Origin of the sequence: Spirillospora sp. CA-108201, assembly GCF_050936235.1 — a bacterium.
In the GTDB taxonomy this organism is placed as follows: domain Bacteria; phylum Actinomycetota; class Actinomycetes; order Streptosporangiales; family Streptosporangiaceae; genus Spirillospora.
Genome location: NZ_JBNJNE010000001.1, coordinates 3,191,276 through 3,213,022, shown reverse-complemented (window position 1 = coordinate 3,213,022; position 21,747 = coordinate 3,191,276). Strand labels below are relative to the sequence as shown.

Sequence of the window (21,747 nt, the reverse complement as noted above, 5' to 3'; positions counted from 1 at the left end):
GGGTTCTGCCAGGATCGTGGCGTGCTCCGCGTGCTCCGCCCGCTGATCGAGCGGACGACCTGGCGGCGCTGGTCCCACCTCGTCGTGGGCGGTGCGCTGCTGATGCCGTACTGGTTCCTGGCGATCAGCATGATCCCGCTGCTGCCGATGGGCGACGGCGCCGTCAAGGTCGTGCTGATGCTGGTCGTCGTGCCGGCCGCGGCGACGTTCGTCACCGGGCTCGTGCCGACGGTGCGGTTGCTGGAGAGCTCCCTCGCCAAGGAACTGCTCCGGGGCCCCGCCGCCGCGCTCGCGCCCGGCTCGGCGGGCACCTGGGAGAGCCGGAGGCGGACCGCGGCGTGGTTCACGCTGCACCTCGGCACGGGCGTGGTGGTCAGCGGGCTGAGCCTGGCGGTCCCCCCGGCCGCCGTCGTGATGATCCTCGCGCCCGCGGTGAGCTGGGACACCCGGTTCCTGGAGTCCTGGGGCTGGCAGGACGCCTGGCACCAGTGGCCCGCGCCGCTGATCGGGCTGGCGTCGCTGGCCGCGCTGCTCGCGCTGATCGTGGGGGCGGGCGCGCTGCTGGCCCGGCTGGCGCCGGTGCTCCTCGGGCCGTCCGCCGCCGAGCGGCTGGCCGGGATGCGGGCCGAGGCCGTCAGGCTCGCCGAGCGCAACCGGCTGGCGAGGGAGCTGCACGACTCGGTGGGGCACGCGCTCAGCGTGGTGACGCTGCAGGCCGGGGCGGCCGGGCGGGTGCTGGACAGTGATCCGGAGTTCGCCCGCGAGGCGCTCGCCGCGATCGAGGACTCCGCCCGGTCCGCGCTGGAGGATCTCGACCACGTGCTCGGGCTGCTGCGCGACGACCGGTCCCGCCCGGCCCCGCAGGCCACGCTGAAGGATCTCGGGCGGCTGCTGGAGCAGACGCGGATCGCCGGGGTGGCGCTGGACGCGGAGGTGGGCCCGGAGGTGGAGCACGTCCCGGCGGCGGTGTCGCGGGAGGCGTACCGGATCGTCCAGGAGGGGCTGACGAACGCGCTCCGGCACGCGGGCAAGGTGCCGGTGCGGCTGCGGCTCGGCGCGGACGGGGAACGGCTGGAGGTCGAGATGACCAATCCGCTCGGCGACCGCGGCGACGGCGCGGACCACGGGGGCGGCCGCGGCCTCGGCGGCGTCCGGGAGCGCGTCACCGTGCTGCGCGGCGAGATGAGCGCCGGCGCCGACGGCGACCGCTGGCGGCTGCTCGTCTCGCTGCCGCTAAGGTCCGGGTCATGACGATCAAGGTTCTGCTGGTCGACGACGAGCGGCTGATCCGGGCGGGGCTCGCCGCCATCATCAACGCCGAGGACGACCTGACCGTCGTCGGCGAGGCGTCCGACGGGACGGAGGTCCCGGGCGAGGTGCGCCGGCTGCGCCCGGACGTCGTGCTGATGGACGTGCGGATGCCGCGCCTCGACGGCATCCAGGCGACCCGCCACATCCTCGCCACCGTGCCGGAGCCGCCGCGGATCATCGTCGTCACCACGTTCGAGAACGACGAGTACGTCTACGACGCGCTGAAGGCGGGCGCGAACGGCTTCCTGCTCAAGCGGACGCGGCCGGAGGAGATACTCCAGGCGGTCCGGATGGTCGCGCACGGCGACAGCCTGCTGTTCCCGGCGGCGATCCGGGAGCTGGCCGGGCGGCACGGGCCGTCCGGCGCCGCCGGCGCGCCCTGGCACGGCCGGCTCACCGAGCGCGAGGGCGACGTGCTGCGGCTGATGGCCAAGGGCCACTCGAACGCCGAGATCGCCGGGGAGCTCTTCGTGAGCCCGCAGACGGTGAAGACGCACGTCGGCAACATCCTCGCCAAGATGCAGGCCCGCGACCGGACCCAGGCGGTGATCTTCGCCTACGAGACGGCCTTCATCACGCCCGGCTGAGGTGGCAGGGTGACCCCATGAGGGACTTGCGCTTCGGGTTCAACGTCTTCGACATCGTCTCCCGGGACGACTTCGCCGAGCGGTGCCGGCGCGGCGAGCGGTACGGCTACGACGTCGCGCTCGTGCCCGACCACCTCGGCTCCCCTGCCCCCTTCCCGACCATGGTCGCCGCCGCGGACGCGACCGAGCGGCTGCGCGTCGGCGCCCTGGTGCTGAACGCCGGCTTCTGGAACGCCCACCTGCTCGCCCGCGAGGTCGCCACCGCCGACCGGCTCACCGGCGGGCGGGTCGAGCTCGGGCTCGGCGCCGGGCACATGAAAAGGGAGTTCGACGCGGCGGGGATCCCGTGGGAGCCGTTCGGCGCCCGCGTGGAGCGGATGACCGGGCTGATCGAGGAGCTGGGCCTGCTGTTCGGCGGGGACGGCTACGAGCGGCACCGGCCGGTGGCCGAGTTCTTCGGGCTCGCCGGGACGGCGCCCGTGCAGCGCGCCGGGTTCGGCGGCTCGGGACCGCCGCTGCTGGTCGGCGGCACCGGCGACACGGTCCTGCGGGCGGCGGCGCGCCATGCCGACATCGTCGGGATCGCGGGGGCGTACCAGATGAAGGGCGAGCCGCCGGGCACCTTCCGGCTGGGCACCGCGGAGGAGGCCGCCGAGCGGGTGCGGTTCGCCCGCGAGCACGCCGGCGACCGGGCGGACCGGATCGAGTGGAACGTGCTCGTCCAGCACGTGCAGGTGACCTCCGACCGGCGCGCCGAGGCCGAGCGGATGCGGGCGGAGCGTCTCCCGTACATGACGGTCGAGGAGATCCTGGACACGCCGTTCGTCCTGCTCGGGACGCAGGCGCAGATCGCCGAGCAGATCCGGGAGCGCCGCGAGCGGTACGGGTTCTCCTACGTCACGGTGCACTCGCCGTTCATGGACGTCCTCGGCCCGGTGATCGAGCGGGTCTGAGGCCCGCAATTCGGACGGGGCTTACACCTCATTTACCTACAGGTCGCTACAAAAGAGACAGAAAGGCATAGAGCGACGATCGGGGGATCATGGATGCCGTCACCCTGTCCGGGCTGCGCAAGCCGAGGCCCTACCCCGCGGTGTCGGTGCTGATGCCGACGCACCGCTCCGCCCGGGAAGGCCGGGAGGACCGCATCAGGCTGCGGAATCTGCTGGGCGAGGTGAGGCGCCGCCTCCACGACGACCCCCGGGTGGAGTCCGACGCCGCCGACGACGTCGTGCGGGGGCTGGAGCGCGCCGCGGGCGAGGTCGACCCCCGGCACGCCTCCGACGCGCTGGTGCTGTTCGCCGCCCCGCACGGCGAGCACCACGCGTTCACGATCGGCCAGCCCGTGGACGAGCGGGTGGTCGTCGACACCGGGTTCGCCACCCGCGACCTCGTCGCCGCCTTCACCCGCACGCCGCGCTACTGGCTGCTCTCCCTGTCGGACCACCGGACGAGGCTGTGGAGCGGCCTCGGGGCGGAGCTCACCGAGCACGCCCGCGGCGGCTTCCCCGTCGAGCCCGGGCCGATCGACGAGGCGAGCGCCGGACGGCAGGCGCGGCGGGCCGCGCAGGGCGGCGAGGGCGAGCGCCGCCGCCAGGCCGTGCGGGACGCGGTGGCCGCCCTCGAACACGTCCTCGCGCGGGACCGGCGCCCGCTGATCGTCGCCGGCGTCACCCGGTACCAGGCCGTCTTCGACGAGGTCGCCGGTCCGCACGTCACCGTGGCGGGACGCGTCGACGGCAGCTTCGAGGGCGCCTCGCCGAGCGCGCTCGCCGAGGCGGCCCGGCCCGCGCTCGCCGCCTACGAGGACCTCCGCGAGGTCGGCGTGCTGTCGGAGCTGGAGGCGGCGCGCAGCATCCAGCGGTACGCGGGCGGGCTGTGCGAGGTGACCGAGCTGGTCGAGGAGGGGCGCGGCGAGCACCTGGTCGTGGAGCGTGGCTACTACGCGCCCGCGGTGCGGACGAAGGGCGAGCTGACCCCGGTGGAGGGCATGCCCGGCGTGCTCAAGGGCGCGGACGTCGTCGACGACGTCGTGGACCACGTGATCGAGACCGTGCTGGAGTACGGGGGCGAGGTCACCTTCGTCTCGGACGGCTTCCTCATCGACCACGACCGGATCGCGCTGGTGACGCGCTACTGACCGGCGCTACCGGCCCGCGCCCGCGCAGGACGGGGCGTGCCAGCTCACCCAGGACGGCGACCAGAACCGTCCCGCGTGCGGCCGCCAGCCCGCCGGGTGCGCGGGCCAGGACGCCTCCGGCCGCGTCCCGTCCGGGAGGGGCACGACGACCGTGCACACGCCCGGCGCGGGCGGCCGCCCGGCGCGGACGTCGAAGGCGCCGACGCGCGTCCACCACACGGGGTGGATCAGCGCGGTCCTGACGGCCCAGTTGAGCGACGCGTCGGTGACGACCCCGCCTGAGGCCGGGCCGGGCAGCGGGGGCCCGGCCGGGACGCGCCGCGCGTGCGGCCCCATCGCGAACGTCAGCGCCGCGAGGTTGACCCCGGCGAGCACGACGGAGGCCAGGGCCGTCCCGTCCAGCCTGGACAGCACGAGCAGGCCGCCGAGCAGGGCGAGCGCGGCGAGTGACGCTTCGTGCAGGTGCAGCGCGCCCCGGTCGTCGGTCAGGAACGTGACCTCGGGGAAGTCGAACCCGATGAAGGCGTGGGTGCGGAGCCGGTCGCCCGCGTAGCCGGTGACCCACAGCGCGGCTCCCTCCAGCAGGAGCGCGCCCGCCGCCGCCAGCCGGATCGCCGGGCCCGCGGTGAGCCGCGCCAGCGCCGCGGCCCCGGCGAGGGCGTAGACCAGCGCCACGCACGCCAGGTAGCGGCCGTAGGCGAAGTTGCCCACCCGGTGCTCGTCCGGCAGCGCGGCCGAGGAGGCGTAGGCGACGCCGCAGGTCGCGGCGAGCAGCACCCCCGCCATGATCCTGTCCGCCGCGGGCGTCCGCCGCCGCGCGAGGACCGCCGCGACGGCCGCCAGCCCCGCCCCCGCCAGTCCCCAGGTGGAGACGATCAGGTACCAGAGCTGCCCCGCCGCGCCCGACAGCGCCCACTCCTGTCCGGGCACCGTGGTCAGCCGGGACACCAGGATCCCGCTGAGGTCCCGCGTGCCGCGCGGATACAGCTCGGCGCGGACGTGCGCGTTCAGCGCCGCCCCCGCCGCGTACCCGGCGAGCGCCACGGCGGCCCCGGCCAGCGCGGCGCGGATCCTGCGGCGTCCGGGCAGGGCCGTGACCAGCAGGGCGGCGGCGTGCACGGCGAGCAGGACCGCCCCGCGGGTGTGCACGGCCGCCGCGCAGGACGCGACCAGGCTCGCGAGGGCCGCGTCCCCGGCCCGGCCGTTCCGGACGAAGCGGTCCAGCGCCAGCAGCCACGCCAGGACGAGCGCCGGCAGGACGGCGTCGGCGAGCGCGAAGGCGCCGAAGAACGTCGTCGCGGGCAGCAGCGCCGCCGCGAACGCCAGCGGCAGGGCCGGGCGGCGAGCCAGCCCGAAGCGGCGCGCCGCCGCGTACCCGAGCGGGAACAGCGCCGCCCCCAGCAGCGCGTTGATCACCATGACGGCCGTATAGACCGTCGCGGGGTCGTGGGAGAACCAGAAGGCCGGGGTGAGCAGGAGCGGATAGCCGCCCTGGTAGAAGGTGTTGCCGGACAGGTCGCCGCCCGGCCCGCCGGCCAGCAGGCGGGCGGCGAGCAGGTAGCCGGTCTCGTCCGGGTCGGCGGCCGGGGCCGTCCGCGCCCAGGAGAACCAGAGCCGGACCGCCGCCTGCGCGAGCACGCCGGCCGCGAGCAGCCACGGCAGGGCGCGCGGGAACCTCCGGGAGGAGCCCGGCGGGGCGGGCGGCGCTTGACGGCGGGGCGGGAGCAGGGCGAGCGACATGCGTCCCACGGTTCCGGCGGCCTGTCATGGTCTCGTGCCGAAGATGTCCGGATCTTGTGACACTGCCCGCCGGATGATCGAGGGCGCCGATAATGACCGGGTGGCGAGCATTCTGTTCATCGAGGATGATCCGTCCGCCAGGGCGGCTCTGGAGCTGGCGCTGACCCGCCAGGGGCACGGGGTGACGTCCCGGGCCACCGGCGAGGACGGGCTGGAGGCGCTGCGGGCGCGCCGCCCCGAGATCGCCGTGCTGGACGTGATGCTGCCCGGCATCGACGGCATCGAGGTGTGCCGCCGCATCCGCCGGGACGACCCGCTGCCGGTCATCCTGCTGACCGCGCGGGGCGACGACCTCGACGTCGTCCTCGGCCTGGAGGCGGGCGCCGACGACTACGTGGTGAAGCCCGTCGAGCCCCGCGTCCTGGACGCCCGGATCCGCGCGGTCCTGCGCCGCGCCGACCAGACCCGCCTCGACCGGTCCGTCTACGGCGACCTCGTCGTCGACCGGACCTCCCTGAAGGTCACCAAGGGCGGCGCCGACCTGCGCCTCACCCCGACCGAGCTGCGGCTCCTGCTGGAGCTGACGCGCCGCCCCGGCCAGGCCCTCACCCGCCAGCACCTGCTGGCCGAGGTGTGGGAGCACACCTACCCGGGCGACTCGCGGCTCGTGGACGCCTGCGTCCAGCGCGTCCGCGCCAAGATCGAGGACGAGCCGGCCGAGCCGCGGCTGATCGAGACGGTGCGGGGCTTCGGCTACCGGTTCACCGCGCCGTGAGGCGCCTCCTCCGGTTCGTCGTGCCCGGGATGCGGGGCCTGCGGTTCACCGGGCTGCGGGTGCGGCTCGCGGCCGCGTTCACCGCGGTCGCGCTGCTGGCGTCCGTGCTCGCCTCCGGCATCTCCTACGTGCTGCTGCGGCGGGTGATGCTGCAGCGCGCCCAGGACGCGGTGATCAACGACGTCCGCGCCACCCTCGCCCAGCAGATCCCGCCGAACCTGCCGCCCGACGCCGAGCTGCTGGTCTCCGGAAGGCTGGAGGAGGCGCTCGGCGCGGCCGAGGGGCGCAGGGCGGTGGCGGTGCCGGTGCCGCTGCGCGGTGAGTCCGGCCTCCCGCCGCCGAGCGCGCTGGACGTGCCGGTGACCCGGGAGTTCGCCAGGCGCGCGGTGCGAGGGATGGTCTTCCGGCGCGTGACCCGGCACGGCACGCCCTACCTGCTCGTCGGTGCGCGCGTCACCGGCTACACGACCACGGCGGACGAGCCGTGGCGGACGACGCCGCCGATGGTCTTCGTCTCCGCGAGCCTGCGCCGGGAGGCCGCCGACCTGTGGCTGTTCACCCGCACCCTGCTGATCGCGGACGCCGCCGCGCTGGCGGCCGCGCTCGCCCTCGCGCTGCTGGCCACCGGGGGCGTACTGCGCCCGGTGCGCCGCCTCGGCGCCGCCGCCCGCGCGCTCGGCGAGGGGCAGCTGGACACCCGCGTCCGGGCGCGGGGCCGCGACGAGCTGACCGACCTCGCCGTCACCTTCAACAGCACCGCGGAGGCGCTGGAGCGGACGGTGACGGAACTGCGCGCGATGGAGGCCGCGTCCCGCCGGTTCGTCGCCGACGTGTCCCACGAGCTGCGCACGCCGCTCACCTCGATGATCGCCATGACGGACGTGCTCGCCGAGGAGGCCGGCGACGCGGGCGAGGGGGCCGCGGTCCGGCTCGTCGCGGAGGAGACCCGGCGGCTCGGCACGCTCGTCGAGCACCTGATCGAGATAAGCCTGTTCGACTCGGGCGCCGCCGCCCTCGTCCTGGACGACGTCAACGTCGCCGACGCGGTCCGCGCGACCCTGGAGGCGCGCGGCTGGCGGGACGAGATGGCGGTGGAGGGCCCCGCGGACCTGTTCGTCCGGCTGGACCCGCGGCGGTTCGACGTCATCGTCGCCAACCTCGCCGGGAACGCCCTCAAGCACGGGCGCCCGCCCGTCTCGCTGCGCTTCGGCCGTCCGGAGCGGAAGGACGCGGGCGGAGTGCGGGTCGTGGTCGCCGACCGCGGCCCCGGCCTTCCGCCCGACGTGGCCGCGGTGGTCTTCGACCGGTTCGTCAAGGCGGAGGCGGCGCGCTCGCGCAGCGAGGGCAGCGGCCTCGGCCTGTCGATCGCCAAGGAGAACGCTCTGCTGCACGGGGGCACGCTGGAGGCGGCCAACGGACCGGAAGGCGGCGCGGTGTTCACCTTGTGGCTGCCCGACGGAGAACAGGACGAGCGCCCATGAGGCGGACGGACCGGGCGCGGGCGCTCCTGGCGGTGGCGGCCTGCGCCGCTCTGGCCGGCTGCGGGATCCGCCCGACGGGGATCATCAGCGCGGGAGAAGGGCCGACCGCGCGGGCGTACGCCGCCACGATCACCATCTACCTCGTGCGGGGCGGCAGGCTGGTGCCGGTCACGAGGCCCGGCCTGCCCGGCGAGTCGTACCTGGCCGTCCAGCAGCTGACCGTGCCGCCCACCACGGGGGAGCGCGCGCTCGGGCTGCATACGGAGGTCCACGGCGAGCTCTACGCGCAGGCCGCCGCGGACGGGTCCGGCCCGGCCCGTCGCGGTCGCGAGATCGACGTCGGCCCGGTCGGCGCTGACGGGCCGAAATCCTGGTCGCGGACGGCCAAGGCCCAGATCGTGTGCACCGCGCAGGCCGTCCCGGGCACCAAGCGCGTCAACCTTCTGAGCCGCTCGGACGTGGAGAAGCACGTCCTGCTCCTCAAACGGGAGACCCTGACCTGCGACGATTTCTCCGACCTGCTCGGATGATCAGCCCCGGGTCAGCCACTGGGCGGTGATGTCGCCGAGCACGGACCGGATGGTGAGGATCGCGATGCCGAGGATCAGGATCGGCATCACCACCCATCGCTCGACCTTGCCGTCCGTCCGCGGGATGACGGGGATGTCGATCCGCCACGGCAGCGGCCAGAACACCGGGCATCCCCTCGGTGTCAGGCAGTCGCCGACGACGTGGGCCAGGCAGCCGAGCGTCACCGCGAACCCGACGAAGCTCATATCGATCTTGTGCATGAGCCAGACGGCGATCAGGGCCAGCGCGCAGTCCGCCAGCGCCGACTGCGGCTCGGCGCCCTCGAAGTCCAGCCCGACGCCGCGCAGCCCCAGCCCCACGATCATGAACAGGCAGGCCCACCAGGCCCAGACGTAGTGGGTGGCGAGGGTGTCCATCGCCCAGCCGATGCCGACCGCGAACAGGATCGAGTGGGTCGCGTGCCGGTGCCCGCCCGACACCTTCCCGATCCACTTGCACATGTGGTTGGTGATCGGCCCGAAGGTGTTGGCGATCCGGCCGTTGTGGTGGTCGATGTCGGGCAGGATCGCGGCGCCGGCGCACACCACCGCGCCCGCCATGACCTGCTCCGGCGACAGCGTCACCGCGTGCTCGCCGAGCAGCCGCTCCTGCCCGATGATCGGGACGGCGCCCAGCCACGCCAGCGCTCCGCTCAGGGCATGCGTCTTGCCCATCATGTGCCGTTCCCCCGCCTTCCAGCGCGTATCGCCGCCCGTCTCAGGGCGGGACTCTAGACCGCCTCTGATCGTTTTCAGCGAAGACGCGCCGAACGGGGCGTCACGTCCTTTTGATGCCCGGAGGCGACCGCCGGTTCCGCCCGGGGCGCCGGGGCTTTGCGAAGGGCTCGGCGAGCGCCCGACGCGGATCGCGCCGGCCGCGGGCGGGTCAGCGCCGCTTCCTGGGCCGGGACCGGATGAGCCGCCACGCGCCGGACTCCTCGCCCGGCACGTAGGGGGAGTCCAGGCGCTTCGCGACGACGCCGGGCAGGCCCTGGTCGCGCGCCGCCTCCAGGACGGCGGCGCCGTCGCCCGGGAACCAGGGGGCCGTCTGCCACCGCGGGCCCGACAGGCCGAGGCCGTCGAGGCGCTCCCGCCGCTCCCGGTAGGGGACGTCCAGCAGCGGGTGCCCGTCCAGATGCGGCACGTCGTAGATCATGTAGGTCTCGCGGCCGTCCAGGACGGCCAGTTCCCCGTCCAGCAGCGCGGGCCGGGCGCCGAGCCGCTCCCCGAGCCGGGGGCCGAGCCCGCCGGGGCCGTCGACGGCGCGGCCCCGCCCGTCGGTGAACCGGGTCCGGCCGCCCTCGACGTAGGCCGCCAGCCGCCTGCCGCCCCACGCGAACTCGAAGCCCCACGCGCCGGTGTCGCGGGGGAGGCGGGCCCGCTCCTGCGGCCGCATCGGGCGCAGCGCCTCGGGCAGCGGCTCGGCGTCCGGGTCCGCCGGCGGGTCCATCCGGTGGATCATCCAGTTCTCGCCGCGCGTCCTGAACAGCACGTAGCGGCCGGACACGCGCGAACCGTGGATGACGATCTTCACCTCGCGCTCGGACCACTTCTCCGTCTCGTAGGTCCCGCTGTCCCAGATGGTCATCTTCCCGGCGCCGTACTCCCCGCGCGGGATCTCGCCCTCGAAGGCGGCGTACTCCAGGGGGTGGTCCTCGGTGTGCACGGCGAGGTGGTTCGTCTCCGGACTCCACGGCAGGCCCTTCGGCACCGCCCACGAGACGAGCACGCCGTCGCGTTCGAGCCGCAGGTCCCAGTGCAGGCTGGTCGCGTGGTGCTCCTGGACGACGAACGTGTCGTCGTTCCCGCGCGGCAGCGCCCTGTCCCCCCGGGGGAGCGCCCCGCCCTCGGGCACGGGCTCCGGCGTCCGGCCGGGATCCCGCCTGCCCCGGTACTCGGCGAGCCGGTCGCCCTCACGGGCCGGGGGAGCGGCGTGCTTCCCGGGCTTCTTCGGAGTCACCCCCGCTGCATACCCGCGCTCAGCGGATGAAGACGGCGTAGTCGGCCAGATCGCCGGTCAGGGAGGGCGGGAGCCCCGCCACCGCGGACAGCTCCTCGGCCGACACGAACCCGCCCGTCTCGGCCCGGACCCGCTCGATCACGGCCGCCAGCTCCGCGGTGATGCCGGGCAGCAGCGTCAGCGCCCGCGCGGGCGCGTGGTTGACGTCGACCAGCCCGCCGTCGTTGTACTGGCGCGGCAGGTCGGGCCGCCCGATGCGCAGCTCCTTGGCGAGCCCCGGGTCGGACGACGCCAGCGCCCGCGCCTTCTCCCGCAGCAGCCGCTGCCGCTTGACCCGCTCCACCACGGCCTCGTTGTCGACGCCCGACAGCCCGTGCGGGTCGAACACCTTCCGCCGGATCAGGAAGGCGTGCCCGCAGCCCACCACCGCCAGGACGGACATCAGCATGCCGGCGATCCGCACGGTGCCCTGGTCCTCGTCGCCGCCGGAGAGCAGGGACAGCATCAGCGCGAACGTCCCGGCGTACACGGCCGTCGACACCAGCAGGTGCAGGCTCCGCCGCCACAGCAGCGCGGCGGCGAACGTGAACGGCGTGCCGAAGCCGAGGGTCAGGAACGGCAGCGCCGCCCACGTGACGCTCACCGCGGCCCGCCCCGGCGGCATGCTGTCGGAGGGGACCCTCGGTTCGTACGGCGCTGGGGCGTTCATCTCTGGAGAGTCTCCCGGGCCGGATGTGGGCGAATCGGACTCTAGACCGAGGGATGGGTCACGGCAGGGTGAGGATTTCGTGGCCGTCCTCGGTGACCAGCAGCGTGTGCTCGAACTGGGCCGTGCGCCTGCGGTCCTTGGTCACGACGGTCCAGCCGTCGGCCCACATGTCGTACTCGTGGGTGCCGAGCGTCAGCATCGGCTCGACCGTGAACGTCATGCCCGGCTCGATGATCGTCGTCGCGGCCGGGTCGTCGTAGTGGGGGACGACGAGGCCGGAGTGGAACGTCGTGCCGATCCCGTGCCCGGTGAAGTCGCGCACGACCCCGTACCCGAACCGCTTGGCGTAGGACTCGATGACCCGGCCGATCACGTTCAGCGCCCGGCCCGGCTTGACCGCCCGGATGCCGCGCATCGCCGCCTCGCGGGTGCGCTCCACCAGCAGGCGCGACTCCTCGTCCACGTCCCCGCACAGGAACGTCGCGTCGGTGTCGCCGTGCACGCCGCCGATGAAGGCGGTGATGTCGACGTTGACGATGTCGCCGTCGCGCAGGACCGTGTCGTCCGGGATGCCGTGGCAGATCACCTCGTTGATCGAGGTGCACAGCGACTTGGGGTACCCGCGGTAGCCGAGCGTGGAGGGGTAGGCGCCGTGGTCGAGCATGAACGCGTGCCCGATCGCGTCCAGCTCGTCGGTGGTGATCCCGGGCCGGACGTGCCGGCCGACCTCCTCCAGCGCCTGCGCGGCGATCCTTCCGGCGACCCGCATCCGCTCGATCGTCTCGGGCGGTTTGACGTCGGGCTCGCCCGTCCGCGGCCGCTTCTTCCCCACGTACTCCGGGCGCGGAATGTCCGAGGGAACCTTGCGCATGGGGGAGACGCGTCCGGGTCGGAGCAACTGGGTCGTCATAGTGATGGAGTGTAGTCAGCGCGATCCGGGCAACAATGCGGTGCCAGCGCGTGATCGAGAGGAGTGCCGATGGCCGGTGACGACGGTGACTGGTGGTTCTGCCTGAAGCACATGAAGGTCGAGCACGGGGCCGGCTGCCCCGGCAAGGACCGGATGGGCCCCTACGCGACCGAGGGCGAGGCCGCGAACGCCATGGCCACCGCCCGCGAGCGCAACGAGGCGTGGCGCAGGCAGAACGAGGACTGATCAGTCCAGGACGGGGCCGGAGACGGTGTCGAGGAGGCGGGCGAGGCGGCGCCGGAGCCCGCGCGCGGTCCGCGCCGGCTCCCGGCCCGCGGCCGCGCTGACGAGGTGCTGCGCCCCGTCGAACGACATGAGGGCCTCGCCCGGCGGGACGGTCAGCGCCTCGTGGGCGAGGCCGCGCAGCTCGCGGTCGCCGCCCTCCAGCGCGAGGACGGTCGCCCCGGTGCGGCGCGCGTCGTCCACCCGCTCCAGCAGCGGGACGGGCGCCCCCTCCTCGGCGACGACGAACAGCGTCTCGCCGCGCCGGGCCGCCTCCAGCCGCTCCAGCCCGATCCGCAGGTGCGCGGGCGCCGCGGCCGGCGGCTCCCAGCGCACCAGCGTGGGCGCGAGGCCCGGGGCGCCGCCGAGCCGGCTCTCGTCGTCGAGGTGCGCCGCCAGATGCCACGGGTCGCCGGCGGGCGTGCCGACCAGCAGCAGCCCGCCCGGGGTGCGGGAGGTGACGCGCAGCGCCCGGCCGAACTCCTCGGTCCGCTCTAGCCAGCCCGTCGCCGACAGGACCTCGCGCAACATCGCCATCTGCTCGGTGTCCACGGGCACCATGGTGCCTCACCGCGCGTCCCGGGCAGGCCCCTTTCGGCGATGCGGGAGCCCGGCGCCGGGCTCCCCGACCGGCGCCTGGCAGACTCGGCCGCATGACTGAGCAGCAGCAGAAGACGCCGTACGACCTTCCCGACGCGAGCGGCCTGACCATCGGCATCCTGGGCGGGACGGGGGACCAGGGCAAGGGACTCGCGCGCCGGTTCGCACTCGCCGGGCACCGGGTGACGATCGGGTCGCGCAAGGCCGAGCGCGCCCAGGCCGCCGCCGACGAGCTCGGCGCGGACCTGCCCGTCTCCGGCGCGCAGAACCCGGTCGCGGCCGGCGAGTCCGACGTCGTGATCGTGGCGGTGCCGTGGGACGGGCACCGGGCCACGCTTGAGTCGCTGCGCGCCGAGCTGGCCGGCAAGATCGTCGTGGACTGCGTGAACCCGCTCGGCTTCGAGAAGGGCAAGGGCGCGTTCGCGCTGCCGGTCGAGGAGGGCAGCGCCGCGGAGCAGGCCGCCGCCGTCCTTCCCGACAGCCGCGTCGTGGCCGCCTTCCACCACGTGTCGGCCCGGCTGCTGCTCGACCCGGAAGTGCGGGAGATGGAGCTGGACGTCCTGGTGCTCGGCAACGACCGGGAGGCCACCGACCTCGTCCAGGCCCTCGCCGGACGGATCCCCGGCATGCGCGGCGTCTACGGGGGGCGGCTGCACAACGCCCACCAGATCGAGGCGTTCACCGCCAACCTCATCTCCATGAACCGGCGCTACAAGGCCCACGCCGGACTGCGCATCACGGACGTCTGACCGCGCCTCGGGCCGGCCGTCCCGGTAGGTTGCCGGGATGAACGGTCCCGACGCCGCGCGACGGCCGCCCGTCCTGCTGCCGTCGGCGAGGACGGGGCCGCTGCGCGCCGTGGCGAAGCGGGTCGGGCTGGCGCTCGTCCTGCTGCTCATGGTGGTGGCCGCCGTCTACCTCGACCGCGGCGGGTACCGCGACACCGGCGACGGCCGGCTGTCGCTGCTGGACGCCTTCTACTACGCCTCGGTGACCATGTCCACGACCGGGTACGGCGACATCACACCGGTCGGGGACGGCGCGAGGCTCGTCAACATCGTCTTCATCACGCCCGTCCGGGTGCTGTTCCTCATCGTCCTTGTGGGCACGACCCTCGAGGTGCTGGCGGAGCGCACCCGCGACGACTGGCGAAGGTCCCGCTGGAGGGCACGCGTGCGCGACCACATCGTGGTGGCCGGTTACGGCACGAAGGGCCGCAGCGCCATCAGGACCCTGCTGAGCACCGGGGTGCCGCCCGAGTCGATCGTGGTGGTGGACCCGGACCCTCGGGTGGTGGCCGAGGCCGCCGAGGCCGGGTTCGCGGGCGTCGTCGGGGACGCGACCCGCAGCTCCGTGCTGAGACAGGCCTCGGTCCAGCGGGCCCGCGAGATCGTGGTGGCGAGCGCCCGCGACGACACCGCGGTCCTGATCACGCTGACCGCCCGGCAGCTCAACCCGCACGCCGGGATCCAGGCGGCGGTGCGCGAGTCGGAGAACGTCCCGCTGCTGCGCCAGTCCGGCGCCGACCACGTGGTGACCTCGTCGGAGGCGGCGGGGCGGCTGCTCGGGGTCTCCACCACGCAGCCGAGCGTCGGCGAGGTCATCGAGGACCTGCTGGAGCAGGGGAGCGGCCTCGACCTGGTGGAGCGCGAGGTCCGCCCCGACGAGGTCGGCGGCCCGCTCGGCGCGGTCCGCGTCCCGGCCCTCGCGGTGGTGCGCGGCGGGCGGCTGCTGCCGTTCGACGACGCCGGCTGCGCGGCCCTCGAACCGGGCGACCGGCTGATCGTGGCACGCTCCTCCGCCCGGCGCCGCGGCCCCTCCGAACCGGACGGGGAGGACGGGCGGGGCGGGGCGGAGGCGGCCGCGCCGCCGGACGCCTCCCGCGAGCGCGACCGCTGACCGGACGGGGAGCGGTTTCGGCCCGCCGCGCGTCCTACTCCTGACGTACCATCGCAGTGGCGACAGGCAGGGTGGAGATGAGAGAGAACCGGTCGGCAGATCCGTGGAGCGCGTTCCTGGCCCCTTCCGGGCGGAGCGGCGGGGTCCGGCCGCCGGGCGCGGCGCCCGCCGGCGAGCCCGGCCCCGCCGGGTACGCGGAGCCGGGCGCGGAGGACGCGTGCCGCCGCGTGCTGGCGCAGTTGCGGGCGGCCAACGGCCCGCTGTCGATGGAGCAGATCCACCACGCGACCCGGCTCGGGCTGCTGGAGGTCGCCGACGCCGTGGACACGCTGCGCGAGCGCGGCCTCGTCGCGGTGGAGCGGGAGATCGACGAGGTCGTCCGGCTGACCGGGCAGTGACCGCGGCCCGATGATCGGATACGTCGTCGCCGTCTCGCTGAGCTGCCTGGTCGGCATCGCCGAGCTGGTCAGCCGGTACCGGGACCGGCCCACCACCCTGGTCCGCGTGCCGAGCACCTGGGCGTACGTGCTGATCAACGGGGGCGCGGGCGCGGGCTCGCTGCTGCTCCTGCACACCTTCGGCTGGCGGTTCGGCGTCCAGTCGCCGCACGTCGCCGAGGCGACGCAGGTGCTCGTGGCGAGCCTCGGCTCGATGATGGTGTTCCGCAGCGCGGTGTTCACCGTCCGGGTCGGCGACGAGGACGTCGCGGTGGGGCCGAGCACGCTGCTGACCTCGCTGCTGGCCGCCGCCGACCGGGGCGTCGACCGGATGCAGGCCAAGACCCGCGCGCACGAGGCGGGCGAGATCATGCGGGGCGTCTCGTTCGCCAAGTCGCGGCTCGCGCTGCCGACGTACTGCCTCGGCCTGCTCCAGAACGTCTCCGCCGAGGACCAGGCCGACCTGCGCACGGCCGTGGACGCGCTCGCCGGCAGCGAGATGACCGACGGCCAGATGGCCCTCAACCTGGGGCTGCTGCTGATGAACGTCGCCGGTCCCGACGTGCTGCGCTCCGCCGTGGAGACCCTCCGCGACGAGATCACGACGGACGCAGCGCCCCCGCGCCGCATCCCGCCGCCGCGCGACGGCCAGGACCACGAGGGCGGCATGCCCGCCGGAGGAGCACGGATCGAACCGGTCCGCTCCGACCCCGACCAGTAGTCGACGTCGCACGGCCGGGGAGGCCGCGTTCGCACGGCCGGGGAGGCCGCGTCGCACGGCCGGAGACCACACACGGCCGCGCCGGTGACGGCGCGGCCGTGCGGGGGTGGGCCCAGGTGGGCGCCGAGGCCCGTGCCCGCTAGTGGTAGCTGTGCTCCGGCGCCGGGTAGACGCCGCCGACGACCTCGTCGGCGTAGGCGCGGGCCGCGTCGCCGAGCAGGGTGTTCATGTCGGCGAACTTCTTGACGAACTTCGCGGTGTGCGGGGTGAGCCCGGCCATGTCCTGCCAGACGAGGACCTGCGCGTCGGTCTGGTTGCCGCCGCCGATGCCGATCGTCGGGATGGACAGGGACGCGGTGACGCGGGCGGCGAGGTCCTCGGGCACGCATTCGAGGACGACGGAGAACGCGCCCGCCGCCTCCAGGGCCTTGGCGTCGGCCATCAGCTCGTCGCCGTCCTGGCCGCGGCCCTGCACCCGGTAGCCGCCGAACACGTTCACCGACTGCGGGGTGAGGCCGAGGTGGCCCATCACCGGGATGCCGGCCGCGACCATCGCCTCGGCCTGCGGGATGATCCGGCGGCCGCCCTCCAGCTTGATCGCGTGGGCGCCGGTCTCCTTGAGGAACCGGGTGGCGGCCGTCAGCGCCTCGGCGACGCCCGTCTGGTAGGAGCCGAACGGCAGGTCGGCGACGACCATGGCGCGCTTGGAGCCGCGGACGACGGCCGCGGTGAGCGGGATCAGGTCGTCGACGGTGACGGGAATGGTCGAGTCGTAGCCGTAGACCACCATCGCGGCGGAGTCGCCGACGAGCAGCACCGGGATGCCGGCCTCGTCGAAGATCCGCGCGGTGAGCGCGTCGTAGGCGGTGAGCATCGGCCACTTCTCGTGCCGCTGCTTCGCCGCGGCGATGTCGCGTACGGTCACCCTGCGCCCGCTCGTACCGCCGTAGAGTGCGGTCGGCTGCGCCGGTGGTGCGACAGAAGAAGACATGCAGAACCTCCGCTGGTCTTGAGGCGCCACTGTGGCGTACCCAGACGAAACCGATGGTGCCACCTGGCCAACGATTCGGGTACCCCTCCCCATTCCAGATTTTTCTCCGCCGGGCCGGGAACAGATTCCGAAACGATACCGTTGCGTATCGACATGGACCCCCAGACGATCCAGCGCCGCCGGTGGTACATCCTCGGTGTCCTGACGATGAGCCTGCTGGTGGTGGTGCTCGACAACACCATCCTCAACGTCGCGCTCAAGACCATCGCCGACCCCGGCAAGGGCCTCGGCGCCACCCAGAGCCAACTCGAATGGGCGATCAACTCCTACACGCTGGTCTTCGCCGGCCTGCTGTTCACCTTCGGGGTGGTCGGCGACCGGATCGGCCGCAAGCGCGTGCTCGTCGGCGGCATGGCGGTGTTCGCCCTCGCCTCGCTGGTGTCGGCGTACGCGCAGTCGCCCGAGCAGCTCATCTACGCCCGCGCCCTGATGGGCCTCGGCGGCGCCGCGGTCATGCCGCAGACGCTGTCGATCATCACCAACGTCTTCGAGCCGCACGAGCGCGCCCGCGCCATCGGCATCTGGGCCGGCGCGGTCGGCCTCGGCGTGGCCATCGGCCCGCTCACCGGCGGCCTGCTGCTCGCCCACTTCTGGTGGGGCTCGGTCTTCCTCATCAACGTGCCGGTCATCGCGGTCGGCGTCGTGCTGATGGCGTTCCTGGTCCCCGAGTCGCGCAACCCGTCCCCCGGCCGGCTCGACCCGGTCGGCGTGGTGCTGTCGGTCATCGGGCTGGTCGTCCTGTCGTACGGGATCATCCAGGGCGGCGAGAAGGGCGACTGGCTGGCCCTCCCCGTGCTCGGCCCGATCCTCGCCGGCGCCGCCGTCCTCGCCCTGTTCGTGTGGCACGAGGCCCGCACCGCGTCCCCGGCCTTCGACGTCCGGCTCTTCAAGGACGCGCGCATGTCCGCCGCCGTCGCGTCCATCGCGCTGTGCTTCTTCGCCGCCACCGGCGTGTTCTTCTTCGCCAACTTCTACATGCAGTCCGTGCGCGGTCTGACGCCGCTGCAGTCCGGCGCCATGGTGCTCCCGTTCGCGGTCGCGCAGCTCGCCTTCGCCCCGCGCAGCGCCGCCATGGTGCGCCGCTACGGAGCCAAGGCGGTCTGCACGGTCGGACTGCTGCTGGTCACCGTCGCGCTGGCGAGCTACCAGTTCGTGGGCGTCGACACCTCCCTGTGGATCCTCGGCGCGATCTTCTTCGTGCAGGGCGCCGGGATGGCCAACGTGATGCCGCCCGCCACCGAGTCGGTCATGTCGGCGCTGCCCCGTGAGAAGGCCGGCGCCGGGTCGGCCATCAACAACACCGCCCGCCAGGTCGCGGTCGCGATGGGCGTGGCCGTGCTCGGCTCGGTCGTCGCCTCCGTCTACCGCGGCGACCTGCGCGACGAGCTCGCCGCGCTGCCCGCGGGCGCGCGCCGGGCCGCCGGCGAGTCCATCGAGGGCGCGCACGCCGTCGCCGCCCAGATGGGGACCGCCGGGCAGGGCCTCGTCGGCCCCGCCGACGCCGCCTTCGTGCACGCCATGCACGCGGCGTCCGTCGCCGCCGCCGTGATCTCCTTCGTCGGCGCCCTGGTCGTGCTGAAGTGGATGCCGGGACGCGTCGCCGCGCCGCCCGAGCAGGCTCCGGCCGAGCGGCGGCCGGAGAAGGCGGCCGGTGTGGCAGGGTGAGGGGATCATGACCGGGACCGAGCGGCGGCAGGCGGGGCGGCCTCGCAGCGAGCGCGCCGAGAAGGCCATCATCGAGGCCACCCTGGACCTGCTGGCCGAGGAGTCGGGGGTGGCGGGCGTCTCCATCGAGGCGGTCGCCGCCCGCGCCGGCGTCGGCAAGACGACGATCTACCGGCGCTGGCCCAGCAAGGAGGCGCTGATCGTGCACGCGCTCGGCGCGGTCAAGGAGCCGCTGCCCGAGCCGTCCGGCGCGTCCGCCCGCGACGACCTCACCGCGATCGCGCGGCGGTTCGCGGGCGACCGGCACCGCCGGTACTCGCGGTGCTTCTGGAACGTCGTCGGCGGCGCGGAGAAGCACCCCGAGCTGTACGCCCGCTACCGGCAGGACGTCATCGAGCCGCGGCGCGACGTCGTCCGCGGGGTCATCCAGCGCGGGGTCGACTCCGGGGAGCTGCGCCCCGACCTCGACGTGGAGGTCGCGATGTCGCTGCTGCTCGGATCGCTGACCGCCAAGCGGCCGCAGGAGACGTTCCCCGAGGGGTACGCCGAGGCGGTCGTCGACACCCTCCTCAGGGGCATCGAGAACGCCCGGGAGAGCCGTCCGGAAGCGGACTCCGGGCGGTTTTCGGCGCGGTAAGCGCGATCTTCTCCCCTTACCGCTGGGTCATGCCCCATACTGTCGCTGGGTAGTGCTGAGACGACCGGCTGTCTGGAGCGCGTCAGGTGAGATCCGTCATGGCGCCGCGCGGCGATGCGCCTGCCACCGATTCGGCGTCCCGGACCCTTGTCCTGGGCATCGACGGTGCTCGGCGAATCGTGCAGTGCGGCCCGAATGCCAAGACCGTCCTCGGCCGTGCCCCCGAGGAGCTGCTCGGCCGCCCCGCCACCGACCTTGTCGGCGACGAGGCGAAGGCCGAGCTGGAAACGCTCCTGGAGGCCAACGGCGCCGGGCAGGAGCGCAACGGCGTGATGGGCGTGCTGCGCGGCGACGGCGGAGCCTCCGCCGACGCCCTCGTCACCGTGCAGCCGATGCTCGGCGTCGGCACGGGCGCGGCGCTCGCGGCGCTGGTGTTCGTCCGCGTCGAGCTGCCGCCGAGCGAGCGCTACCAGGACCCGGCCCTCATGCGGCGCGCCCTGATGGACGACCCGCTCACCCGGTTCGGCGCGACGCTCGACCTCGACCAGTCCGCCCGCGGCCTCGTCGACGTCGTCGTCCCGCACTTCTGCAACGTCGCGTCGGTGCTGGTGCTGGAGAGCCTGGTCGCCGCCGACGAGGTGCACGCCGAGTCCGGCTCGGCGGTGCTGCGCCGCATCGCGGTCACCTCCGACGACGGCAACCCGGGCTGGACGTCCACGTTCCCCGTCGGCGAGGTGCTCGTCTTCCCGGAGGGCACCCCGTACCGGCAGGTCATGGAGACGGCCCGGCCCGTCCACCTGGCGCACATCACCCTCGACGACGCGGGCGAGATCGGCCGGCTGTGGCGGCGCGGCCCGGCGGGCGAGCTGCTGTCCAACGTGTCGATGGTGCTGCTGCCCATGATCGCCCGCGACACGCTGCTCGGCTTCATCGCCTGCACCCGCATCCCCGGGTTCCGCAAGTTCGACGCCTACGACGTCGAGATCGGCATGGAGTTCGCCGCCCGCGCCGCCATCGTCATCGACAACGCCCGGCGCTACAGCCGCGAGCGGGCCACCGCCCTCGCGCTGCAGCGCAGCCTGCTGCCGATGCGGCTGTCCGCGCCGTCCTCGGTCGAGGTCCGGCACCGCTACCTGCCGGGCAGCAAGCTCGTCGAGGTCGGCGGCGACTGGTACGAGTCGATCGCGCTGCCCGGCGCCCGCGTCGCCCTGATCGTCGGTGACGTCGCCGGCCACGGCGTCCGCGCCGCCGTCACCATGGGGCGGCTGCGCACCGCGCTGCACACGCTCGCGAACCTGGAACTGCCGCCCGCCGACGCCCTGCACGTCATGCACGAGCTGATGATCGAGCTGGGCGAGCAGGAGCCGCACTTCGCCACCTGCGTCTACGCGGTCTACGACGCCACCAGCGGCACCATCGAGATCGCCTCCGCCGGGCACCTGCCGCCGCTGCTGGCGAGCCCGACCGGCGACAACGAGTTCCTGGAGGTCCCGCCCGCGCCGCCGCTCGGCGTCTCGGGCGGCTCGGCCATCGAGAGCCGCGAGTTCGCCGTCGAGGACGGCAGCCTCTTCGTGATCTACACCGACGGCCTGGTCGAGAACCGGGGCCGCGACATCGACGACGGCCTCGCCCGCCTCCAGAAGATCTTCGGGCGCGACTCGGTCGACCGCTCCATGGAGGACCTCGCCAAGACCACCCTCGCGGGCGTCTACGCCGACCAGCACCGCGACGACATCGCCGTCCTGATCGCCCGGCTGCGCCGCCTCCCCCAGGAGCAGTACTCCTCGTGGACGCTGCCCGCCGACCCGGCCGCCGTCCGGCGCGCCCGCGGCCTCGTCAGCACCCGCCTGGCGGAATGGGGCCTGGAGGACCTCGACTACACCACCGAGCTGCTGGCGTCCGAGCTCATCACCAACGCGCTCCGCTACGCCCACGGCCCGATCGAGCTGCGCCTCCTGCTGGAGCGCACCCTCGTCCTGGAGGTCCTGGACCGCTCCGCCGCCCTGCCGCGCCTGCGCCGCGCCGAGGACGACGACGAGAACGGCCGCGGCCTCCTGGTCGTCAGCCAGCTCGCCCACCGCTGGGGCAGCCGCCGCACCGCCGCGGGCAAGGTCGTCTGGTGCGAACAGATCGTCCCCGGCGTGGACCCCGACGCCTCGGAACAGGTCCCCGCCTGGCCCGAGGAAGCCTGGCCCGGCGAACTCCACCACCGCGAGTAGCCGTGTCTCCCAGGGGGGCGACCCCCTGGAACCCTCGTTGCGAGCCGGACGATC

General features: G+C 74.2%; 22 protein-coding genes. 15 read left to right on the top strand and 7 right to left on the bottom strand.

Annotated features, from left to right (window positions below):
* Positions 1-21 precede the first annotated feature (21 nt).
* The 4 genes from ACQEU6_RS15640 (at position 22) to ACQEU6_RS15625 (ending at position 4,038) form a co-directional block, all read left to right on the top strand.
* Positions 22-1,251, top strand: coding sequence for a sensor histidine kinase (locus ACQEU6_RS15640; RefSeq protein WP_499332630.1), 1,230 nt, complete (start codon positions 22-24; stop codon positions 1,249-1,251).
* Positions 1,248-1,898, top strand: a complete 651-nt coding sequence (locus ACQEU6_RS15635; protein ID WP_499332629.1) for a response regulator transcription factor — start codon at positions 1,248-1,250, stop codon at positions 1,896-1,898. The genes ACQEU6_RS15640 and ACQEU6_RS15635 overlap by 4 nt, the downstream gene beginning before the upstream one ends.
* 17 nt (positions 1,899-1,915) lie before the next feature.
* Positions 1,916-2,851 (top strand): TIGR03621 family F420-dependent LLM class oxidoreductase, encoded by a 936-nt coding sequence (locus ACQEU6_RS15630; protein WP_499332627.1) that lies wholly within the window; start codon positions 1,916-1,918, stop codon positions 2,849-2,851.
* An 89-nt stretch (positions 2,852-2,940) separates the two neighbouring features.
* Positions 2,941-4,038 carry a baeRF3 domain-containing protein gene (locus ACQEU6_RS15625; protein WP_499332625.1) on the top strand — a complete coding sequence of 366 codons (1,098 nt, stop codon included), beginning with the start codon at positions 2,941-2,943 and terminating at the stop codon, positions 4,036-4,038.
* A 6-nt stretch (positions 4,039-4,044) separates the two neighbouring features.
* On the opposite strand, the gene ACQEU6_RS15620 is transcribed toward ACQEU6_RS15625, so the two are convergent.
* The gene (locus tag ACQEU6_RS15620; RefSeq protein ID WP_499332624.1) at positions 4,045-5,778 is read right to left on the bottom strand and encodes a hypothetical protein; all 1,734 of its coding nucleotides are present in this window, start codon (positions 5,776-5,778) and stop codon (positions 4,045-4,047) included.
* A gap of 100 nt (positions 5,779-5,878) precedes the next feature.
* On the opposite strand from ACQEU6_RS15620, the gene ACQEU6_RS15615 reads away from it, so the two are divergent.
* From ACQEU6_RS15615 to ACQEU6_RS15605, 3 genes are read left to right on the top strand one after another with little or no spacing between them, the layout of a single operon-like run.
* Entirely contained in the window at positions 5,879-6,553 is a 675-nt protein-coding gene (locus ACQEU6_RS15615) for a response regulator (RefSeq protein ID WP_499332623.1), read from the top strand.
* Positions 6,550-8,034: an ATP-binding protein gene (locus tag ACQEU6_RS15610; protein WP_499332621.1), complete on the top strand. Its 1,485-nt coding sequence runs from the start codon at positions 6,550-6,552 to the stop codon at positions 8,032-8,034. The genes ACQEU6_RS15615 and ACQEU6_RS15610 overlap by 4 nt, the downstream gene beginning before the upstream one ends.
* A complete protein-coding gene (locus ACQEU6_RS15605) occupies positions 8,031-8,564 on the top strand; it encodes a hypothetical protein (protein ID WP_499332618.1) in 534 nt (177 codons plus the stop codon). Before ACQEU6_RS15610 ends, ACQEU6_RS15605 begins: the two co-directional genes overlap by 4 nt.
* Here the strand turns inward: ACQEU6_RS15605 and ACQEU6_RS15600 are convergent, their stop codons facing one another.
* The 4 genes from ACQEU6_RS15600 to map form a co-directional block, all read right to left on the bottom strand.
* On the bottom strand, positions 8,565-9,281 hold the full coding sequence (locus tag ACQEU6_RS15600) for a metal-dependent hydrolase (RefSeq protein WP_499332617.1): 717 nt from the start codon (positions 9,279-9,281) through the stop codon (positions 8,565-8,567). It lies immediately after the preceding gene.
* A 208-nt stretch (positions 9,282-9,489) separates the two neighbouring features.
* The gene (locus tag ACQEU6_RS15595) at positions 9,490-10,563 is read right to left on the bottom strand and encodes a DNA polymerase ligase N-terminal domain-containing protein (RefSeq protein ID WP_499332615.1); all 1,074 of its coding nucleotides are present in this window, start codon (positions 10,561-10,563) and stop codon (positions 9,490-9,492) included.
* A 19-nt stretch (positions 10,564-10,582) separates the two neighbouring features.
* A complete protein-coding gene (locus tag ACQEU6_RS15590) occupies positions 10,583-11,272 on the bottom strand; it encodes a ComEA family DNA-binding protein (RefSeq protein ID WP_499332613.1) in 690 nt (229 codons plus the stop codon).
* A gap of 58 nt (positions 11,273-11,330) precedes the next feature.
* Positions 11,331-12,182, bottom strand: coding sequence for a type I methionyl aminopeptidase (gene map / locus ACQEU6_RS15585; protein WP_499332611.1), 852 nt, complete (start codon positions 12,180-12,182; stop codon positions 11,331-11,333).
* A 69-nt stretch (positions 12,183-12,251) separates the two neighbouring features.
* Here map and ACQEU6_RS15580 point away from each other — a divergent pair, with 69 nt between their 5' ends.
* Positions 12,252-12,428 carry a hypothetical protein gene (locus ACQEU6_RS15580; RefSeq protein ID WP_499332609.1) on the top strand — a complete coding sequence of 59 codons (177 nt, stop codon included), beginning with the start codon at positions 12,252-12,254 and terminating at the stop codon, positions 12,426-12,428.
* Here the strand turns inward: ACQEU6_RS15580 and ACQEU6_RS15575 are convergent, their stop codons facing one another.
* On the bottom strand, positions 12,429-13,025 hold the full coding sequence (locus ACQEU6_RS15575; protein ID WP_499332607.1) for a hypothetical protein: 597 nt from the start codon (positions 13,023-13,025) through the stop codon (positions 12,429-12,431).
* A 92-nt stretch (positions 13,026-13,117) separates the two neighbouring features.
* On the opposite strand from ACQEU6_RS15575, the gene npdG reads away from it, so the two are divergent.
* From npdG to ACQEU6_RS15555, 4 genes are all read left to right on the top strand, one after another.
* Positions 13,118-13,813 carry an NADPH-dependent F420 reductase gene (gene npdG, locus ACQEU6_RS15570; protein WP_499332605.1) on the top strand — a complete coding sequence of 232 codons (696 nt, stop codon included), beginning with the start codon at positions 13,118-13,120 and terminating at the stop codon, positions 13,811-13,813.
* Positions 13,814-13,850: 37 nt separating this feature from the next.
* Positions 13,851-14,963 carry a potassium channel family protein gene (locus ACQEU6_RS15565; RefSeq protein ID WP_499332603.1) on the top strand — a complete coding sequence of 371 codons (1,113 nt, stop codon included), beginning with the start codon at positions 13,851-13,853 and terminating at the stop codon, positions 14,961-14,963.
* A gap of 77 nt (positions 14,964-15,040) precedes the next feature.
* The gene (locus ACQEU6_RS15560) at positions 15,041-15,361 is read left to right on the top strand and encodes a hypothetical protein (protein ID WP_499332602.1); all 321 of its coding nucleotides are present in this window, start codon (positions 15,041-15,043) and stop codon (positions 15,359-15,361) included.
* A 10-nt stretch (positions 15,362-15,371) separates the two neighbouring features.
* Positions 15,372-16,121 (top strand): hypothetical protein, encoded by a 750-nt coding sequence (locus ACQEU6_RS15555; RefSeq protein WP_499332600.1) that lies wholly within the window; start codon positions 15,372-15,374, stop codon positions 16,119-16,121.
* 139 nt (positions 16,122-16,260) lie between these two features.
* On the opposite strand, the gene panB is transcribed toward ACQEU6_RS15555, so the two are convergent.
* Positions 16,261-17,112, bottom strand: coding sequence for a 3-methyl-2-oxobutanoate hydroxymethyltransferase (panB, locus tag ACQEU6_RS15550; protein ID WP_499332598.1), 852 nt, complete (start codon positions 17,110-17,112; stop codon positions 16,261-16,263).
* A 153-nt stretch (positions 17,113-17,265) separates the two neighbouring features.
* Between panB and ACQEU6_RS15545 the strand changes: the two genes are divergently transcribed.
* The 3 genes from ACQEU6_RS15545 to ACQEU6_RS15535 all read left to right on the top strand — a co-directional run bounded on the left by ACQEU6_RS15545 (position 17,266) and on the right by ACQEU6_RS15535 (position 21,693).
* A complete protein-coding gene (locus tag ACQEU6_RS15545) occupies positions 17,266-18,837 on the top strand; it encodes an MFS transporter (protein WP_499332597.1) in 1,572 nt (523 codons plus the stop codon).
* 7 nt (positions 18,838-18,844) lie between these two features.
* Positions 18,845-19,474 carry a TetR/AcrR family transcriptional regulator gene (locus ACQEU6_RS15540; RefSeq protein ID WP_499332595.1) on the top strand — a complete coding sequence of 210 codons (630 nt, stop codon included), beginning with the start codon at positions 18,845-18,847 and terminating at the stop codon, positions 19,472-19,474.
* Between the two features lie 179 nt (positions 19,475-19,653).
* Positions 19,654-21,693, top strand: a complete 2,040-nt coding sequence (locus tag ACQEU6_RS15535; RefSeq protein ID WP_499332594.1) for an ATP-binding SpoIIE family protein phosphatase — start codon at positions 19,654-19,656, stop codon at positions 21,691-21,693.
* Positions 21,694-21,747: the final 54 nt, after the last annotated feature.

Excerpts from the sequence above, each read along its gene's own strand:
- ACQEU6_RS15625 (WP_499332625.1), top strand. The coding sequence starts at position 2,941 with ATGGATGCCGTCACCCTGTCCGGGCTGCGCAAGCCGAGGCCCTACCCC.
- ACQEU6_RS15555 (WP_499332600.1), top strand. The coding sequence starts at position 15,372 with ATGATCGGATACGTCGTCGCCGTCTCGCTGAGCTGCCTGGTCGGCATC.
- npdG (WP_499332605.1), top strand. The coding sequence starts at position 13,118 with ATGACTGAGCAGCAGCAGAAGACGCCGTACGACCTTCCCGACGCGAGC.
- ACQEU6_RS15545 (WP_499332597.1), top strand. The coding sequence starts at position 17,266 with ATGGACCCCCAGACGATCCAGCGCCGCCGGTGGTACATCCTCGGTGTC.
- ACQEU6_RS15580 (WP_499332609.1), top strand. The coding sequence starts at position 12,252 with ATGGCCGGTGACGACGGTGACTGGTGGTTCTGCCTGAAGCACATGAAG.
- ACQEU6_RS15575 (WP_499332607.1), bottom strand. The coding sequence starts at position 13,025 with ATGGTGCCCGTGGACACCGAGCAGATGGCGATGTTGCGCGAGGTCCTG.
- ACQEU6_RS15590 (WP_499332613.1), bottom strand. The coding sequence starts at position 11,272 with ATGAACGCCCCAGCGCCGTACGAACCGAGGGTCCCCTCCGACAGCATG.
- ACQEU6_RS15565 (WP_499332603.1), top strand. The coding sequence starts at position 13,851 with ATGAACGGTCCCGACGCCGCGCGACGGCCGCCCGTCCTGCTGCCGTCG.
- ACQEU6_RS15635 (WP_499332629.1), top strand. The coding sequence starts at position 1,248 with ATGACGATCAAGGTTCTGCTGGTCGACGACGAGCGGCTGATCCGGGCG.
- ACQEU6_RS15540 (WP_499332595.1), top strand. The coding sequence starts at position 18,845 with ATGACCGGGACCGAGCGGCGGCAGGCGGGGCGGCCTCGCAGCGAGCGC.
- ACQEU6_RS15630 (WP_499332627.1), top strand. The coding sequence starts at position 1,916 with ATGAGGGACTTGCGCTTCGGGTTCAACGTCTTCGACATCGTCTCCCGG.
- ACQEU6_RS15620 (WP_499332624.1), bottom strand. The coding sequence starts at position 5,778 with ATGTCGCTCGCCCTGCTCCCGCCCCGCCGTCAAGCGCCGCCCGCCCCG.
- ACQEU6_RS15605 (WP_499332618.1), top strand. The coding sequence starts at position 8,031 with ATGAGGCGGACGGACCGGGCGCGGGCGCTCCTGGCGGTGGCGGCCTGC.
- map (WP_499332611.1), bottom strand. The coding sequence starts at position 12,182 with ATGACGACCCAGTTGCTCCGACCCGGACGCGTCTCCCCCATGCGCAAG.
- panB (WP_499332598.1), bottom strand. The coding sequence starts at position 17,112 with ATGTCTTCTTCTGTCGCACCACCGGCGCAGCCGACCGCACTCTACGGC.
- ACQEU6_RS15560 (WP_499332602.1), top strand. The coding sequence starts at position 15,041 with ATGAGAGAGAACCGGTCGGCAGATCCGTGGAGCGCGTTCCTGGCCCCT.
- ACQEU6_RS15600 (WP_499332617.1), bottom strand. The coding sequence starts at position 9,281 with ATGATGGGCAAGACGCATGCCCTGAGCGGAGCGCTGGCGTGGCTGGGC.